Raw genomic sequence first — 17,202 nt, forward strand, 5'->3', positions numbered from 1 at the left:
TATGGCCGGTTTAGCGATCTGCCCTGGGAGTTTCGATCCGATTACATACGGACATCTTGATATCATAGAACGGGCTGCCAGAGTGTTTGACGAAGTACGGGTCGTAGTTTTTAATAATCAAAGTAAATCTCCGCTTTTTTCTGTGGAGGAAAGAAAAAAATTGATTAGGGAATCCACGGCCGGGATACATAACGTGACGGTGGAGAGTTACGGCGGACTACTTATGAAGTACGCCGAAGAAGCCGGGGCTGAGGCGATCATCCGTGGCTTGAGAGCAGTCAGTGATTTTGAATACGAGATGCAGATCACTTCAATGAACCGTAAATTAAATGAAGAGATTGAAACGTTTTTCGTAATGACGAATAATCAGTATTCGTTCCTCAGTTCAAGCATTGTCAAGGAGATAGCGAAATATCAGGGAGAGATTACCGGGCTTGTTCCGGAAGTAGTGGAGAAGGCTCTGCAGGACCGTTTCAAAAGATGAACGTCTCCCCGTGCCGACGGGAAAGTTGATTGAAAAGTATGTATACGTGAACCCGGAGTGTTAAATAACAAGGGTTCACGTATTTTTATTTACGTGACAGGGATTGCTGTACTTCCTAAATGACGGGATGTAAAATATATTTGTGTTTCAGTAAAGCAGACCTGCTTCAGACGTTCTGTACAGGTAAGGAAGGAGTAAGGGTATGAGTCCGAACAGAAAAACGATTATAGCTATTGTTATTACTGCACTGATAACTGCTGTGTTATTTTCCTATCAGTTACCATACTACGTTTACAAGCCCGGCACCGCCGAGGCCCTTGACCCGGTTATTGAAGTGGATGGAGGGTACGCAAGTGAAGGCGATATGCATCTGGTTACAATCCGTGGAGGCCAGGCGACTGCAGTTCAGTGGCTGCTTGCTCAATTCAGACCCTATTATGAGTTGATGCCGCTCGAGGAAGTCAGGCCGGAGGGCGTGTCCGAACAGGAATACTTCCACGCTCAGCTGCAGATGATGGAGACCTCCCAGGAAGCAGCACAGGTGGTGGCATACGAAGCAGCCGGGAAGCAGATCGATATCCAGTATGACGGTGTCTATGTGATGCAGCTGGTCAAAGGTATGCCAGCCGCAGATCGTCTGCAGTCCGGTGATCGTATAGTGAAAGTTGACGGTCAGGAAGTGAAAGAGTCCAGTGATCTTATTAACTACGTGGAAGACAAAAAAGCCGGGGAAAGCGTCTCACTTCTCATCGAGAGAGAGAAAGGGACCCTGACAAGGGAAGTCGAACTGGCACCTTTCCCCGATAATGAAGAGAAAGTGGGGATAGGTATATCTCTTGTAACCGATCGATCTGTAGAGGTGGACCCGGAAGTAAATGTTGAAAGCGGAGAAATTGGCGGACCGAGTGCCGGACTGATGTTTTCACTTGAGATTTACGACCAGTTGACAGAATATGATTTAACATCCGGCAAAGAAATAGCCGGTACAGGAGAAATAAATTATGACGGTGAAGTCGGGAAAATCGGTGGTATCGACAAAAAGGTAGTCGCAGCTGATGAAGAAGGGGCTTCTGTTTTCTTTGCACCTAATGAAGGTGGGGCTGAGGACTCCAACTATAAAATAGCCGCACAGACTGCCGAAGACATCGGTACAGATATGAAAATCGTTCCGGTGGATACGTTCCAGGAAGCGGTTGACTATTTGAAGAAGAATAAATAATAAGCTTTACGTCGTTTAAAAGTCTGTTCAGTTTTCACCGGCCCCTCCGGGTTTCCGTAATGAAGGAGCTCCGGAAGAGCCGGTATTTTATCGAACATGTTTAAGATAGTATATTCGGAGTTTAAATGAATAAAGGGGGGAGTTTTTCCCGGTGGTAACTTTCTACTCTTTGCTTTCCCGAAAGAGGGTAAAGGTAGGTCCTTTGAGCTTTCAGGTCAATGTCGAAGAGCGGATGATCGATCTGTTTAAGTTGAGTCACTAATGGAACTTCTATATTTTTTTTCTGTTCGGAAAGGTATTGTCTCCCCCGTTTATTCATACCCAGTACCCGGACGTATGGTACAGGTTCGTTCAGAAGGTAGCTGTCTTTTTTTCTTGTGTTTGTTATTAAATGAACGAATATGCGCTGCAGTCTCGTCCAGGTGTATCTTTTCGTTTTGACGGACTCCATCATTTCCTGGAACGAACTGCTATTGTTGATGCTTGATAACAGGCGGTGCTCCAGCCCTTCTTCGACTCCGTGAATCTGCCTTAATTCTTCGGGGGAGGTTGTCCACAGCAGGTGCTGAATGAGGGGGAAATAGTCTTCGAACTGGTGAAACTTCCCTTTGTTTTTTATGTAATTATGGAGGGATTGTACTGTAGAATCCGGAAGAGCCTGTCTGACTCCTTCCGTGATTTCCCCCTGTTTGTGGATTTCCCTGCGGATGCTTGTAGCGCTGGAAATTTTCCCTTTGATCATTTCATCGTGATATTCGCTCTCAATTCGCGAAATCGTCTCCGGTTTTATATGAGGAGCAAATCGCTTTATTGCTTTTACGTAGCTGTAACCGAGAATGTTGTTGGGCTGTGATAGATCAAGTTCATCGACGCCGACAGCCCGGTAAGCAAGACGTGATGCTTCCGGAAAGGAGATGCCCTCATCCAGAAAAGCGGTTAAATGTTCGTCGAAGTTCTCCCGGTTATGTTCCCATTTATTGTGGGAATTGATGAAAGGAGCAATGTTCCCCTCTTCACTTCCGAAGCAGATGGAAGAGACGTTCAACCTGTCCAGGGTCTCCACAGCCCCTTTGCTGAAATAGTCCCCGTGCTGAACCGCAAACAAATGAGGCAGTTCAACCACCAAGTCCACGGACTGCAGAAGGGCGGATCTCGCTCTTTCCCATTTATCCATTATAGCCGGCTCTCCACGCTGGAGAAAAGGTCCGCTCATGACAGCGATGATACAGTCAGCACCGGTTTCTTTCCTCGCCTGTGTTACATGGAAGTCATGGCCGAGATGGAACGGGTTGTATTCCACGATAATACCTGAAGCTTGCATAGGATCTTCCTTTCCTGCTATATTTGCATTCCTTTCCTTTCTATCTTAACATTAGATAAAGATAAGCGATGGTGTAAAGAAAAAATGTTGACAAAACGTTTATTTGGTTTTAAAATTACTCTTGTTGTCATGAGGTGATGACCGTGAAATTTCCAATACAAAAAGTAAAACAGGCAGGGGACAACCCTTATCATTTTGAAGGGGATGTGGACCTTTCCTCTCTGGAGGATGCCAAAAATGATATCCGGGAAATTTCTCCTGTTTCGGTAACCGGTCAGGCAGAAATGAAAGGGGAAAACATATCAGTATCGATGACCATTGAAGGAGATATGATTCTTCCTTGCGCCAGAACGCTGGTGGATGTTCCTTTCGTATTCAACATCCAGGCTACGGAATACTTCAACCTTTCTCCTTATTATGAGGAAGAGGATGAGTCGGAAGTACACCCGCTGCATGGAGAACTGCTTGACTTGACTCCTTATATAAAGGAGAATGTGCTATTGGAGGTTCCCTATCGTGTCTTTTCGGATGATCCTGACGTCGTCCCTCCGCAAGAAGGAGAAGGCTGGGAAGTCGTGGACGAGAAACCGGAATCTGAAAGCAAAATAGATCCTCGATTAGCTAAACTGGAATCATTATTAGATGAAAAAGAGAAATAGAGAGGGCATCGACCGCTCTTCTCTTTACTTATAAAGGAGGTGGACAGCAATGGCAGTACCTAAGCGCAGAACGTCCAAAAAGGTGAAAAATCAACGTCGTACGCATAAAAAATTGAGTGCTCCTAAATTGGTGGCATGTCAAAATTGCGGAGAGCTGACTAAGCCACACCGTGTGTGCAGCTCTTGCGGCCAGTACAATGGCAAGCAAGTAGTCGAAGCATAAAGGAAAGCCTGTGACCGCAGGCTTTTTTTTATGCTTTTTTGTCTTGTTCGCTGACCTTTTCATGTGCAGGAAAAGATGTAAAATGAAAGCAGAGGCTTTTAATCTCACCAAGGGGAGTGGATGCAGTGGAAACGGTATATGTCACTTATGAACAGTACGTGGCTGTTGTTACGTTGAACCGGGAAGATAAAAGAAATGCAGTCAGCAGACAAATGACGATGGAACTCAGGCAGATTACTGAAGAAATTAAAGCGAATGAACAGGTGAAAGCACTTGTACTCACCTCCAGAGGAGAACGTGCCTTTTGTTCGGGGGGAGATCTGAAAGAGCTGCATGGAGATTTATCGGAAGAGGAAGCGTATACGGTTCTTTCTCCGATGAAGGAATTGCTTTATGAAATAGCGACGCTGCCGGTGCCGACCCTCGCTTATTTGAATGGAGAAGCGCGGGGAGGGGGATGCGAACTTGCTACCGCATGTGATATACGAATAGGAAAAGAAGGAAGCAGGTTCGGCTTTGTGCAGGGAAAACTTGGTATCGTACCTGGATGGGGAGGCGGAGCGCTTCTTTATGAAAGAATTTCTCCGGTCCAGGCTTTTCACTGGTTGACTGCAAGTGAGGTTATTGACGCAGAAGAAGCGAAGCAGCTCGGGTGGCTCCAGGGGATGGCAAACGAACTGGATCTCGGTATATTCACCACTCGTTCCAGGGAACAGCTCAGGTTCTGGAAAAAGCAGCTTATGGAAAATATAGACACTTCTGTACTTTATAGAAAAATGGAAGAGGAAACCCGGCAGTCAGCGGCTTTATGGCCATCAGAAGCTCACAAAAAAGCAGTGAATGCGTTTTTCAGCCGCAAAAATAAATAAAAGCCCGCCGGCTAATCGCTTAAAAAAGAGCCGTTCATAGGAACGGCTCTTTCGTGGATATCAGCTGTCTTCTTTCGGTTGCTCGTCCACTCCCTCAGGCAGCCATAAGAGGGGGTTCTCCCCGCGGTCTCTCTCCATGTTATAAGTAGCTTTCTGGAAGCCGAGACGTTCCCAGAATCCATGGGAGTTAATGCGCGGATTCGTTTTAATAGGCAAATGATAGCTTTTGGCGAAGTCCACCAGCTGTTTTCCGTAACCTTTGCCCTGATAGTCTTTAAGTACTTCCAGTTTCCATAGTTCGAGATAATCCTGAGGAGGATTGAAATAATTATCGTATTTAGCGGAAATTCTATAGAGACTCATTCTTGCAATCATGGCATTACCGATATAAATACCGAAAAACGGAGATTCGCTGTTATTTTCCACGATGTTACTCTGTAAATCTTCGAGCATAGTAAGTTCCTGAAGACCATACTCTTTGAAACGTTTGAACTCCTCGAGTGTTTTATAGTTGATTAGTAAAGGCTGCACTTCTGTACTGATACTCATCGACCGTGACGCTCCTTTCGGCAATCTTGCTTCCAATTACATTATAGTATAAAAATTTTCAGAATCAAATGGATTACTTTTACCTGCTATATCTGTTACAAGTTTGCTACAATAGAGTTTGAAAAATGCAGGAAGAAGGTGGGATAGATGCCTGAAAACGACCCTTCGGTCTCGTGGCTGCTTATAATAATAACCCCTATAATCTTCGTTGTGTTGTATATGTGGTTTTTGAAGTGGACGGCAAGTAAAGGAAAAGCGCTGCGGGGAGCCGTATATATAAGTACTCCTTTTCTGGTTTTTGCTGTGCGCGAACTTATGAACCTGCTGCTTGGAGGGAACAATACAGGCTGGGTCATCGTCGCGTTGCTCGTCCTGGTCGGTATTTCACTGTATATTCAGTACAGGACAGCTGGTGAAATGAAGTTACGTAAAACTCTCACCAGTTTTCTGAGACTTACTTTCTTTGTATTTGTCATACTATATATTATGCTTTTGCTAAGTACAGTTACTGCAGGAGTGCTGAACGTTTAAAATTTGACCTGATTTTAATTGCTGCTTACTTACGTTCCGCGTATGTAAACAGATTAGATGAATGCCGGTTGATTATTATGTACAATGTTATGAGGATGTAAGATACATAGGTGCGTATAAAGGAGAATGTGTGATGAGAATAGATCCGGTACAGTTCGGAGAAACGAATACTTTGATGAAAGACTACCGTTACAATTTCGAGAAATTGGCTAATAAATTCGATTACTCCCCTTTCGTGGAACGTGCATGGGAGGAGCGGTTACATGAACTTCAAAACCGAGAGTTCAAAAGAGAGGAAACAGTGGAAATCCTGAAAAAAATGAACGAATATTACGGAGCGGGAGCTGAAACGTTAGCCCATATTGAGCGTTTGTACGAGAAAGATTCTACAGTGATGATCGCCGGCCAGCAGGCTGGTTTGCTTATGGGCCCCATGTATACCGTCAATAAAGCTATTTCGGTCATTGAGGCGGCTAAACAGAAAGAAAAAATGCTTGGTAAACCAGTGCTCCCGGTATTCTGGATGGCAGGAGAAGATCACGACTTTGAAGAAATCAATCATGTTTATCTTGAACAGGATGGTCTGAAAAAACAAAAGATATCCCAGGCGACAGATGGAAAAACTTCAGTTTCCGACGTCGATTTGGACAGTGAAGCTGCAAACGAATTCGTAAAAGCGTGTTTCAGACATCTTCCCGAGTCTATGCATACGAAGGATGTCTACCGGCACGTTCATCATGCCCTCGAGGGAGCCAGAACGTATTCAGACTTTTTTGCGAGACTCCTCACCAGCCTTTTCAAACATCAGGGGCTGATCGTACTGGACGCTCACGCTCCTTCCATACGAAAGCTTGAAAGCGACTATTTTATCCAGATGATCGAGCATAATGAAGCTATAGCTTCGGGAGTATATGCAAAGGAACAGGAAAATAAAAGGCAGGGCTACCCTGTTACTATAGATGCAGAAGTAAGTGATGCCCATCTGTTCTACCACGATGGAAAGCAGCGTGTTCTTCTTATGCGGGAAGGGTCCCGTTTTGTTGGTAAGCAGGGAGAAGTGGAATTCAGTGAGGATGAATTATTGATGATAGCCGAGGAAACGCCCGAAAGGCTGAGTAACAATGTCGTCACACGCCCGCTGATGCAGGATCTGCTGCTTCCCTGTCTAGGCTTTATAGGAGGACCGGGAGAAATAAGCTACTGGTCGGTGCTGAAACCTGCCTTCTCGGAGTTATCGATAAAGATGCCTCCGACGCTTCCAAGACTCAGTTTCACCTTTATCAGCAACAGTATCAAAAACAGGGCAAGAACGGAAGGTATCGATCTTTATGAGGTTCTGCGTAACGGATTAAGTGAGGAGAAGATGAATTTCCTCTCATCCCACTCCGAAGTTCCCCTGGAGGAAATGAAGAGAGAAATGAAAGAGCAGATCTCGCGTCTCCACGCCCCCTTCCGCAGGGAAGCGGAAAGGACGGGACCCGATGTCTTAGGTTATGCGGAGAAAAACCTCGAATATATGGAGTCGCTTATCGACGATATGGGAGACCGTATATCCAAAGAACATCTCAAAAAATATGAGAACACCCTTGCTTTTTATAGTCGTCTGGAAGATGTAATCCGGCCTAAAGGCGGGCTTCAGGAGAGGATATGGAACCCGCTGCCGTTCCTCAATGAATTCGGCTGGGATTTCTTTTCGAAGATTCCGGAATATGAATGGGACTTCCGGCAGCAGCATTATTTGATTTACAGTTAAGCGTATATGGGAAACGACTCCCGGAGTATGTCGCCAGTATTCGGCGATACTTGCTCCGGGAGTTTTTTTTGTCCTTTTTACTATGCTGTTTTCTTTAAACGTTCGAAGGATGAAAAGGAATTAATTCTATTGAAAGATTTTTTTCGTTTTCCGTTAGTTTACTGTGGTACAAAGTGGTGTAGTGTGGTACGCTAAATAAAGAAGGTGGGGTCATCTATATGCTGATGGGGGAACATCGACATAATATGGATTCCAAAGGACGTTTAATAATCCCGAGCAGATTACGGGATTCCCTGGGCGAGTCCTTTGTAGTTACACGAGGACTGGATAATTGCCTGTTCATTTATCCTCCTGAAGAGTGGGAGAAACTTGAGAGGAAATTACAATCCCTCCCCCTGACTAAAAAAGATGCCCGGGCCTTCACGCGGTTTTTCTTATCGGGCGCCATGGAAAGCACCCTGGATAATCAGGGGCGTATTCATATCCCGCTGCCGCTCAGAGAGCATGCTGACCTTGAAAAGGCATGCGTGATCGTCGGCGTCTCCACGAGACTGGAAGTGTGGGCAGAAGATAAGTGGGACAGCTATATGGAAGAATCGCGCCAATCATTAGAATCCTTTTCCGAAAATTTGCTGGATCTTGATTTATGAATAACAGAAACGAGTGAGTGCATGTTTGACCATTACAGCGTATTAAAGACAGAGACGATTGAAAAATTGAATATCCGGCCTGACGGGGTGTACGTTGACTGCACACTCGGGGGTGGAGGTCACAGTAAGGAGATTGCCAGACAGTTGACGAGCGGTCATCTTTACGTGTTCGATCAGGATGTAAACGCAATGGAATCTGCGAGAGATTACCTTGCTGACTATGCATCCAGCATTACATTCATACCTTCGAATTTCCGGCATCTGGAAGAAGAGCTTCAGGCGCGGGGAGTAGAAGAAGTGGACGGCATCCTTTACGATCTTGGGGTATCAAGCCCGCAGCTGGACGTAAAAGAACGGGGATTCAGTTATCAGCAGGACGCCCCGCTTGATATGCGCATGAATCAGGCTGATACCATCAGTGCGTATGAAGTGATTAACGAGTGGGCTTATGAAGACCTTGTACGCATATTTTTCAGATATGGGGAAGAAAAATTTTCGAAACAGATAGCCCGAAAAATAGAGAAACAAAGAGAAAAAGCACCTGTAACTTCTACGGGAGAATTGGTTGAATTGATTAAAGAAGGTATACCGGCAGCGGCCCGCAGAAAAGGCGGTCATCCTGCCAAGCGTGTGTTTCAGGCTATACGTATTGCTGTAAATGATGAACTGGGGGCTTTTCTTTCCTCGCTTGATCAGGCAGCACGATACATATCTCTCGAGGGAAGGATAGCAGTTATCACCTTTCATTCCCTGGAGGACCGAATTTGCAAACAGGCATTCAAACATTGGAGTACAATACCTCCTCTTCCTAAAAATTTTCCTGTCATTCCGGAGGAGAAACAGCCTCCTTTCACTTTGATTACGAGAAAACCGATAGAAGCAGTAGAAGAAGAACTGGAAGAAAACCGCAGGTCGCGCTCGGCTAAGTTGAGAGTAGTTGAAAAAGTGAGGCCCTGGTCAGAAGAATTTCACTTTGAGAAAGGGTGGAAAATGACGTGAGTATAGAAAAAATAAAACCTTATCATCAGCCCGAAAGAGAACCTGCAAAAAGACAGGTGAAAGTCAGAGTAAAAAAGAATAAATGGATAAGCAAGGGTGAAAAATACCTTTATTCCATTATCAGCGGGACAGTGTTGTGCGCTTGTGCCTACGTAATCAGTTTTTCGAGTGCTACAGATACGCTTAACAGAGATATTGAAACCCTTGAAGGGAAAGTTGAACAGCAGCAGTCTGTAAATAATTCTTTAACTTACGATGTAGAGCAACTCAGAAATCCGGAGAGAATTCTGAATGTTGCTAAAAAACACGGACTGGATATTGAACAGTCCCAGGTGAAACAGGCAACTGCCGTTTCTTCGAAATAACACTCAGGAGGCTCGCATCATGAAGCACAGAAACACGTCACGTGGCGCTTCTCTACTCCTGATCATTTTCAGTATCGCCTTCCTTCTGATAGCAGGAAGGTTTCTTTACATACAGACTACCGGTAGTGTTCAGGGAGTCGATTTAGAAAAATGGGCCGAGAAAAAAAGAACAAGTTCCTATACTCTTCCTTCGGAACGGGGGGAAATCTACGGCAAAAACGGGATGGTTCTCGCTTATGATCGACCTACCTATCGCCTGCAGGCGATCGTAGACCCTTCCTATTCCGAAAATCTTCCCGAACCTAAACACGTAACGTCCCCTGAAGAAGTGGGGGAAGTGGTATCCGGATATTTGAATCTGGAAAAAGAAGAAGTAGTAAAGCGTATTAAAGAAGCTAAAAAAAGCGGGAAATTTCAGGTGGAATTCGGAAGCAAAGGCCGGGATATTGCAAAAGATGATAAAGAAGTGATAGAAGAAGCTTTAAAAGAGAAATCTGTTTCCGGCGTAACGTTTGCTGAGGAAACGGAGAGGTATTATCCGAATGGTACTTTTGCTTCGCACGTACTCGGGTTTGCCAAGTCTACGGACGAAGGAGTAGAGGGTGTAACCGGAGTAGAGAAGTCCATGGAAAAATACCTGGAAGGGGAAGACGGTAAAATCTCCTACAAACGTGATAAATACGGTACGGAACTTTTGAATCCGGAAGAAGTACTGCATCCTCCGGAGGACGGAGAAGATGTGTATCTGACGATAGACCAGAAAATCCAGACATTCCTCGAAGACGCTCTTACGGAAGTGGAAGAGGAGTATGAACCTAATAAGATAATGGCGGGTGTAATGGACCCTGATACAGGGGAAATTCTGGCTATGGGGAATCGCCCCGCCTATGATCCCAATGACAGAAGCAACGTGGAGAATTGGTACAACGATATGATTGCCTACCCGTTTGAAGTAGGCTCGACCATGAAGATGTTTACATGGGCTGCTGCCATGGAAGCAGGGGTTTACGACGGCTCCGAAAAATTCAAGTCCGGAGCGTATTCCGTAGACGGTTCCACGATTTCCGATCACAACAGAACCGGTTGGGGGCCAATCTCATATGATGAAGGACTCATCAGATCCTCCAACGTCGCGGCGGCGAAGCTGGGTTACGAAAAGCTCGGGCCGGATCGTTTCGAAAAATATATCAGCAAATTCAACCTCAATGCAAAAACCGGCATCGATCTGCCGGGAGAGAAGACGGGTACTATTCTGAACGACCGTCCCATCGAAACAGTGACCACAGCTTATGGCCAGGGGTCGACGATGACCCCGATGCAGCTGCTGACAGCAGCAACAGCCATCGCGAATGACGGCAAAATGATGAAGCCCTATGTTTTTGATTCGATCAGGGAAGCGAACTCCAGTGATAAAATCACAGAAAACGAACCTTCCGTACTTGGAAAGCCGCTCTCTGAAGAAACGGCACAAAAAATGAGGAAACTGCTTCGTAAAGTGGTCAGTGATGAAAAAGGGACCGGCAAACCTTTTGCGCTGGAGGATTTCAAAGTAGCCGGAAAAACAGGTACAGCCAACATATCCGAAGGTGGATATCTTTCCGGCAGAAATAATTATACATTCTCATTTCTCGGCATGGCTCCTGCCGATGACCCTGAACTGGTCATGTATGTAGCAGTCCGCCAGCCTCAGCTTGAGAATTCCGAAGTCGGTTCGGATGCTGTATCTCACGTATTTAAAACAGTAATGCAAAACAGTCTTCACTATCTTAATATCTCTCCGGAACAGAAGGAGAAATCAAAAGTGAAAATGATGGATATACCTGACCTACAGGGAGTTTCTGTCGAGAAGGCGAAGACCGCGTTGAGCGGTTTTAAAGAAGTTACTGTTATAGGGGAAGGCACCAGAGTAGAAGCGGTTCTGCCTGAAAGCGAAAAAGATGTTGTGAGCAGCGAGCATATTTTCGTTATTACAGGCCAACCGGAAATGCCTGATATGGAAGGCTGGTCCCAGAGGGAAGCGCAGCGATTGACCGATTACTTCGATATCCCTCTTGAGATGAAAGGGAACGGCTACATTAAGGAACAAAGTATCGAAGAAGGTTCCGATTTGACGAAGGTTAAACAGGTGGAAGTACAACTGGAACCTCCCGAGGAAGGATGACGTCACGTTTGCGTTTTTATGAACAGAACGATTAAGATAAAAACATCCGCTTTAAAGGCGGATGTTTTTTTGACCCAAAAGTACATAGGTTTTTGATATAATATACAGGAATGTGTATTCTACTAAGAAAGTTAGGATGAATGGGATGAAGTTAAATGAACTGATCGCCAGTCTTTCTTTTTACAGAAAGTATGGCGAAAGCGACGTAACAATAACTGGAGTAACTATGGACTCCCGGGAAGTGGGGCCTGGAGATCTGTTCATATGTATCAGAGGGTTCAAAACAGACGGACATCAATATATATTTAAGGCTATCGAGCAGGGCGCAGCCGCGATAGTAGCGATGGAATATACGGAACTTGAAGACACTCCGCTCATAGTGGTATCGGATACGAAGAGGGCCATGGCTCAGATAGCTTCCTGTTTTTATTCCGACCCGACATCAGGACTGGATTTGATAGGAGTTACCGGAACAAACGGAAAAACGACTGTTACCTACCTGCTCGATGAGATCTTTACCGAGGATCGGAAGTCCACCGGAGTAATCGGTACAATTCAGACTAAAATCAGCGAACAGACGTATGATGTATCAAACACTACTCCGGACGCGGTCAGCCTCAATCGCTTTTTTCACAAAATGACGGAGGAAGACGTCGATGTGGCAATGATGGAAGTATCCTCTCATGCCCTCGACCAGGGGAGGGTGTACGGCCTTGATTTCGATGTCGCTGTCTTTACTAATCTCAGCCAGGATCATCTGGACTATCACAAAGATATGGATGACTACCTGCGGGCCAAGTCCCTGCTTTTTTCCCAGCTCGGCAATCACTACGATGACGGGAAAAAGAAGTTTGCCGTAATTAACAGGGATGATGCTGCTGCGGACATCCTGATCAAATCTTCAGCACAGCCGGTATTGACATACGGGCTGGAAGAGGGAGACATTCATGCACAGGACATTCGTACGAGCGAAACGGGAATATCGTTTACAATGGTCACCCCGGCTGGTAATGTGGAAGTTTCAAGCAGCCTGATTGGAACATTCAGTGTGTATAATATGCTTGCTACGGCAGGGGCAGCTATTGCCCGGGGGGTAGGTCTTGAAACGATAGCTTCCGCTTTCTCCAGGACAAAAGGAGTTCCGGGGAGACTGGAACCTGTATCTGCAGGACAATCCTACGGCATTGTAGTCGATTACGCTCATACTCCCGATTCTCTTGAGAATGTTCTGAAGACGTTGAAAGGCGTATGCGAAGGTAAGCTCCGCGTAGTCATCGGTTGCGGCGGAGAGAGAGATACAGGGAAACGTCCTGCAATGGCAGACATAGCTATGACGTTTGCAGACGACGTTTACTTCACTTCGGATAATCCAAGATCCGAAGATCCCGAATCGATATTGAACGATATGACTGACCACCTCTCCGGAGAATACCGGCGGATCACTGACCGCAAAGAAGCGATAAGAAGAGCCGTTACATCCTGCCGGAGTAAGGATATTCTTCTTATCGCCGGAAAAGGCCATGAAACATACCAGGAAATCAACGGGGAGAAAATAGATTTCGATGATCGTAAAATAGCCGAACAATCCGTTAAACAAGGGAGGATGTAATATGATAACAACGACTGAAGCACTTACCTCTATTTTTGAGAATTACAGAGGGGCAACCGGGAATGATTCAGCCATAGAGCACGTTATGACTGATACGAGGGCTCCACAGAAGCAGAGCCTTTTCATTCCGATAGCCGGAGAAAATTTTGATGCTCATTCTTTTTTGAATAAAGCTGTCGAAAACGGCGCGGTGGCGACACTTTGGGAAAAAGGGAAAGAACTCCCGGAAGATGTACCGGAAAACTTCCCTGTTTTCTTCGTCGAGGATACTGTAAAAGCGATGCAGACTCTTGCGCAAAACTATATCCGGAAGGTCGGACCTGCCGTAGTGGCCGTTACAGGGTCGAACGGCAAAACGACAACTAAGGATATTGCCGCTTCTGTACTTGCCCAGAAGTTCAAAACCCATCATACGGAAGGGAATCTGAATAACCATATCGGGGTTCCGCTCACTATTTTTTCCATGCCGGAGGATACTGAAGTCGCTGTGATCGAGATGGGGATGAACAATGCTGGAGAAATCGAAGTGCTGAGTCATATTGCCCGTCCTGATTACGCGATTATCACCAATATCGGGGAGTCTCATATTGAGCAGCTTGGCAGCAGGCAAAATATCGCAGAAGCAAAAATGGAAATTACAAAAGGTTTCCATGAGGGCAGCAGTCTTATTTTTGATGGAGATGAACCTTTACTTCGTGGAGTGAAAGGGACCGCCTGCGGATTCAGGGACCACGTCGACCAGAGAGCGAAAGGTATCTTCCTGCATGACGAAGGAAGCCGTTTTGAGGTGAATGAAGAACAATACGAAGTGCCTTTAGTAGGGAAGCATAATGTTAAGAACGCTTTATATGTAGTGACACTTGCGCAGAAAATGGGAATGGACAGGGAAGAAATCCAGCTCGGTTTGAGCCGGTTATCCATGACCGGCATGCGACTGGAAAAACTTACGGGGCTGAACGGTGCCCACGTCTTCAATGATACTTACAACGCCTCCCCTACATCCATGAAGGCTGTAATCGAATTTGTACGGATGTACAATACGAAGAAACATAAAATTCTGGTGCTCGGTGACATGTTCGAGCTCGGTATGCATTCCAATGAACTACACGCTCAAGTGGCCGAGGCGATCAATCCTCAGATCAATGCAGTATTTACCATTGGCGGAGACTCGAAAGTTATCAGCGATAAAGTAGCAGGCAAATTTTCATCCATTACAACCCGGCATTTCAAAGACCCGGAACTTCTTGCCGGGCAACTGAAAGAATTGATGACTGAAGACAGTATTGTACTCATTAAAGCTTCCAGAGGGATGAAACTGGAACGGATTGTGCAATCCATAACAAATGAGTAGTGCCGGTCGCGAAGGTTTAAGGAGGATATTCAGAAAATGAACGATTTATTATTACTGATGACAGCCGGGATAGCTTTTCTAATTACAGTAGCCCTTTTTCCGGTCGTCATCCCTTTTTTAAGAAGATTGAAATTCGGCCAGGAAATCCGGGAAGAAGGCCCTTCTTCCCACCAGAAAAAAAGCGGAACGCCGACCATGGGAGGGGTCATGGTACTGTTTGCAGTCGCAATCACGACCCTTCTGTTTCTTCCGTTCATACTCGGAGACGGGATAGGGAGGAAAACGGCCCTTCTTTTAATTGTTCTCCTGGGATACGGACTTATAGGTTTTCTTGATGATTACATTAAAGTGGCTCTGAAAAGAAACCTGGGACTGACTTCAAAACAGAAAATGCTTATGCAGCTGGTGATCGCTGCAGTAGTTTATATTATTCTCCTGACGGGGGATTTCAGTACGACAATCGGCATCCCTGCGACTGATCTGTCAGTCGATTTAGGGGCAGGTTACGGTATTCTGCTTCTCCTGATGCTCGTCGGGGGCTCCAATGCTGTTAATTTGACTGACGGGCTCGATGGACTGCTCGCAGGTACAGCGTCTATCGCTTTTGGTGCTTTTGCCATTTTAGCGTGGGTAGTCGCCGGGGACGTGGAAACTGCTCTTTTCTCCATTTCGATTGTAGGGGCGCTTCTTGGCTTCCTTATGTTTAACGCTCATCCCGCAAAAGTTTTTATGGGGGACACGGGGTCTCTTGCTCTCGGAGCTGCGATAGCTATGATCGCCATAATTTTGAAAATGGAACTTCTGCTCGTTATTGTCGGAGGGGTGTTTGTACTGGAGACCCTATCTGTAATTATCCAGGTAGCTTCTTTCAAACTTACCGGTAAAAGAGTGTTCCGGATGAGCCCTCTTCATCACCATTATGAACTGAAAGGCTGGTCTGAGTGGAAGGTAGTGACTGCTTTCTGGATAGCCGGGTTGCTTTTTGCTGCTCTCGGACTATCGATGGAGGTGATGGCAGGATGAAACACTTAAAAGGTTTTCCTTATAAAAAAGCTTTGGTGGTAGGTCTTGCCAAAAGCGGATTTGCAGCTGCGGACCTCCTGCATACCAGTGGTATCGACGTGAAAGTCAATGACCTGAACGCGGATTCCACAGGCGAACAGGCTGTGAAACTCGAAGATGCTGGTATCCCGTTAATAACAGGAAGCCATCCTTTCGAACTCCTTGAGGATAGAGAGGTCGTCATAAAAAATCCGGGCATCCCATATGAAAATGAAATGATCATGGAAGCTTCCAGACGTAATATCCCTGTCATTACGGAAGTGGAACTGGTAACTTATCTGCATGACGGTCCCATTATAGGCATTACGGGATCGAATGGTAAAACGACTACGACCACGCTGGTGCATCGCATGCTTGAAGAAGACGGGAAAAATGTGCAAGTCGCAGGAAACATCGGCGACGTAGCGTGTGAGGTGGCACGAAAGACGGGGGCGGAGGACACGATGGTTATTGAACTTTCGTCTTTTCAGCTTCTCGGTATAGACAAATTACGTCTCCATACAGCTGTGTGGCTTAATATTTTCGACAGCCACCTGGATTATCATAAAACAAGAGAGAACTACATCGAAGCCAAGTCTAGGATCATGAAAAATCAATTGGAAGAAGATTCTTTTATATTCAACAAAGATGACATCGTCGTTTCCACCTTCCGTGAAAAATCTGTGGCTGCAGCGGTGCCTTTTACGGTGGAGGAGAACGATCGTGGAGCGAGCGCCGATGGGAACCATGTATATTTCGACGGGGAGATTGTCGCAGAACGAAAGAAAATCGTACTTGTCGGGGAACATAACCTGCAAAATTGTCTGGCTGCTGTTGCAGCCTGTAAGAGCGCAGGGGTTACCAACGAGGCTATTCAGGCAGTTCTTTACAGCTTTCAGGGGGTGGAACATCGCCTGCAGTATGTAGAGGAGAAAAAGGAGCGCTATTTCTATAACGACTCCAAGGCTACGAATATCCGGGCTACGAGTTATGCGCTTGAAGCGTTCGAAAACCCTGTCATATTACTGGCCGGAGGGCTGGATCGCGGAAACTCTTTTGACGGACTCGCCCCTTACCTTAACAACGTGAAACATTTAGTTGTGTTCGGGGAAACAAGTGCCAAACTTGAAGAAGTGGCCGGGGAGCTGAACATCCCCTGTACTCCGGTGGATTCCATGGAAGAGGCTGTGGTTATGGCATACCGGAATTCAGAAGAAAAAGATGTCATTCTGCTCTCTCCGGCGTGTGCGAGCTGGGATCAGTATCGTACCTTTGAGGAACGGGGTAATAAATTTGTAGAAGCTGTGAACAACCTCTGAATATGAAATGCAACAGGCCCCACCTCCTCTTCAGGGAATGGGGTTTTGTTGAAGAAGGTCTCTTTCATTTTCGGCATCTTCTGCCCCGGGTTTTTAAAC

17 protein-coding genes are annotated in these 17,202 nt (G+C 45.9%); 15 read left to right on the forward strand and 2 right to left on the reverse strand.

The window, feature by feature from the left end; all coding sequences use genetic code 11:
- Position 1: 1 nt before the first annotated feature.
- Together coaD and CKW00_RS09495 are read left to right on the forward strand one after the other, a co-directional pair.
- On the forward strand, positions 2–484 hold the full coding sequence (coaD, locus tag CKW00_RS09490; protein WP_095822372.1) for a pantetheine-phosphate adenylyltransferase: 483 nt from the start codon (positions 2–4) through the stop codon (positions 482–484).
- A 202-nt stretch (positions 485–686) separates the two neighbouring features.
- The gene (locus CKW00_RS09495; RefSeq protein ID WP_095822373.1) at positions 687–1,703 is read left to right on the forward strand and encodes a SepM family pheromone-processing serine protease; all 1,017 of its coding nucleotides are present in this window, start codon (positions 687–689) and stop codon (positions 1,701–1,703) included.
- A gap of 121 nt (positions 1,704–1,824) precedes the next feature.
- On the opposite strand, the gene CKW00_RS09500 is transcribed toward CKW00_RS09495, so the two are convergent.
- Entirely contained in the window at positions 1,825–3,024 is a 1,200-nt protein-coding gene (locus tag CKW00_RS09500; RefSeq protein ID WP_095822374.1) for a nucleotidyltransferase, read from the reverse strand.
- Between the two features lie 143 nt (positions 3,025–3,167).
- Here CKW00_RS09500 and CKW00_RS09505 point away from each other — a divergent pair, with 143 nt between their 5' ends.
- The 3 genes from CKW00_RS09505 (at position 3,168) to CKW00_RS09515 (ending at position 4,775) form a co-directional block, all read left to right on the forward strand.
- Positions 3,168–3,683 (forward strand): YceD family protein, encoded by a 516-nt coding sequence (locus tag CKW00_RS09505; protein ID WP_180962606.1) that lies wholly within the window; start codon positions 3,168–3,170, stop codon positions 3,681–3,683.
- Positions 3,684–3,732: 49 nt separating this feature from the next.
- The gene (gene rpmF, locus CKW00_RS09510; protein ID WP_095822376.1) at positions 3,733–3,906 is read left to right on the forward strand and encodes a 50S ribosomal protein L32; all 174 of its coding nucleotides are present in this window, start codon (positions 3,733–3,735) and stop codon (positions 3,904–3,906) included.
- Between the two features lie 125 nt (positions 3,907–4,031).
- The gene (locus CKW00_RS09515; protein ID WP_095822377.1) at positions 4,032–4,775 is read left to right on the forward strand and encodes an enoyl-CoA hydratase/isomerase family protein; all 744 of its coding nucleotides are present in this window, start codon (positions 4,032–4,034) and stop codon (positions 4,773–4,775) included.
- A 60-nt stretch (positions 4,776–4,835) separates the two neighbouring features.
- Here CKW00_RS09515 and CKW00_RS09520 read toward each other — a convergent pair whose 3' ends face one another.
- A complete protein-coding gene (locus CKW00_RS09520; RefSeq protein WP_008589736.1) occupies positions 4,836–5,324 on the reverse strand; it encodes an N-acetyltransferase in 489 nt (162 codons plus the stop codon).
- 147 nt (positions 5,325–5,471) lie between these two features.
- Between CKW00_RS09520 and CKW00_RS09525 the strand changes: the two genes are divergently transcribed.
- From CKW00_RS09525 to murD, 10 genes are all read left to right on the forward strand, one after another.
- Entirely contained in the window at positions 5,472–5,855 is a 384-nt protein-coding gene (locus CKW00_RS09525) for a DUF3397 family protein (RefSeq protein ID WP_095822378.1), read from the forward strand.
- Between the two features lie 133 nt (positions 5,856–5,988).
- The gene (gene bshC, locus CKW00_RS09530; RefSeq protein WP_158221305.1) at positions 5,989–7,608 is read left to right on the forward strand and encodes a bacillithiol biosynthesis cysteine-adding enzyme BshC; all 1,620 of its coding nucleotides are present in this window, start codon (positions 5,989–5,991) and stop codon (positions 7,606–7,608) included.
- A 218-nt stretch (positions 7,609–7,826) separates the two neighbouring features.
- Positions 7,827–8,258 (forward strand): division/cell wall cluster transcriptional repressor MraZ, encoded by a 432-nt coding sequence (mraZ, locus tag CKW00_RS09535; protein ID WP_095822380.1) that lies wholly within the window; start codon positions 7,827–7,829, stop codon positions 8,256–8,258.
- A gap of 21 nt (positions 8,259–8,279) precedes the next feature.
- Positions 8,280–9,257, forward strand: a complete 978-nt coding sequence (gene rsmH, locus CKW00_RS09540) for a 16S rRNA (cytosine(1402)-N(4))-methyltransferase RsmH (RefSeq protein WP_095822381.1) — start codon at positions 8,280–8,282, stop codon at positions 9,255–9,257.
- On the forward strand, positions 9,254–9,622 hold the full coding sequence (gene ftsL / locus CKW00_RS09545; RefSeq protein WP_095822382.1) for a cell division protein FtsL: 369 nt from the start codon (positions 9,254–9,256) through the stop codon (positions 9,620–9,622). Before rsmH ends, ftsL begins: the two co-directional genes overlap by 4 nt.
- Positions 9,623–9,641: 19 nt before the next feature.
- Positions 9,642–11,783 carry a penicillin-binding protein gene (locus CKW00_RS09550; protein WP_095822383.1) on the forward strand — a complete coding sequence of 714 codons (2,142 nt, stop codon included), beginning with the start codon at positions 9,642–9,644 and terminating at the stop codon, positions 11,781–11,783.
- 145 nt (positions 11,784–11,928) lie between these two features.
- The gene (locus CKW00_RS09555; protein WP_095822384.1) at positions 11,929–13,392 is read left to right on the forward strand and encodes a UDP-N-acetylmuramoyl-L-alanyl-D-glutamate--2,6-diaminopimelate ligase; all 1,464 of its coding nucleotides are present in this window, start codon (positions 11,929–11,931) and stop codon (positions 13,390–13,392) included.
- Position 13,393: 1 nt separating this feature from the next.
- Positions 13,394–14,743 carry a UDP-N-acetylmuramoyl-tripeptide--D-alanyl-D-alanine ligase gene (locus CKW00_RS09560; RefSeq protein ID WP_095822385.1) on the forward strand — a complete coding sequence of 450 codons (1,350 nt, stop codon included), beginning with the start codon at positions 13,394–13,396 and terminating at the stop codon, positions 14,741–14,743.
- 36 nt (positions 14,744–14,779) lie between these two features.
- Positions 14,780–15,766: a phospho-N-acetylmuramoyl-pentapeptide-transferase gene (mraY, locus tag CKW00_RS09565; RefSeq protein ID WP_095822386.1), complete on the forward strand. Its 987-nt coding sequence runs from the start codon at positions 14,780–14,782 to the stop codon at positions 15,764–15,766.
- Positions 15,763–17,103, forward strand: a complete 1,341-nt coding sequence (gene murD / locus CKW00_RS09570) for a UDP-N-acetylmuramoyl-L-alanine--D-glutamate ligase (RefSeq protein ID WP_095822387.1) — start codon at positions 15,763–15,765, stop codon at positions 17,101–17,103. The genes mraY and murD overlap by 4 nt, the downstream gene beginning before the upstream one ends.
- Positions 17,104–17,202: the final 99 nt, after the last annotated feature.

Origin of the sequence: Salimicrobium humidisoli (assembly GCF_002295105.1) — a bacterium.
GTDB classification, from domain to species: domain Bacteria; phylum Bacillota; class Bacilli; order Bacillales; family Halobacillaceae; genus Salimicrobium; species Salimicrobium humidisoli.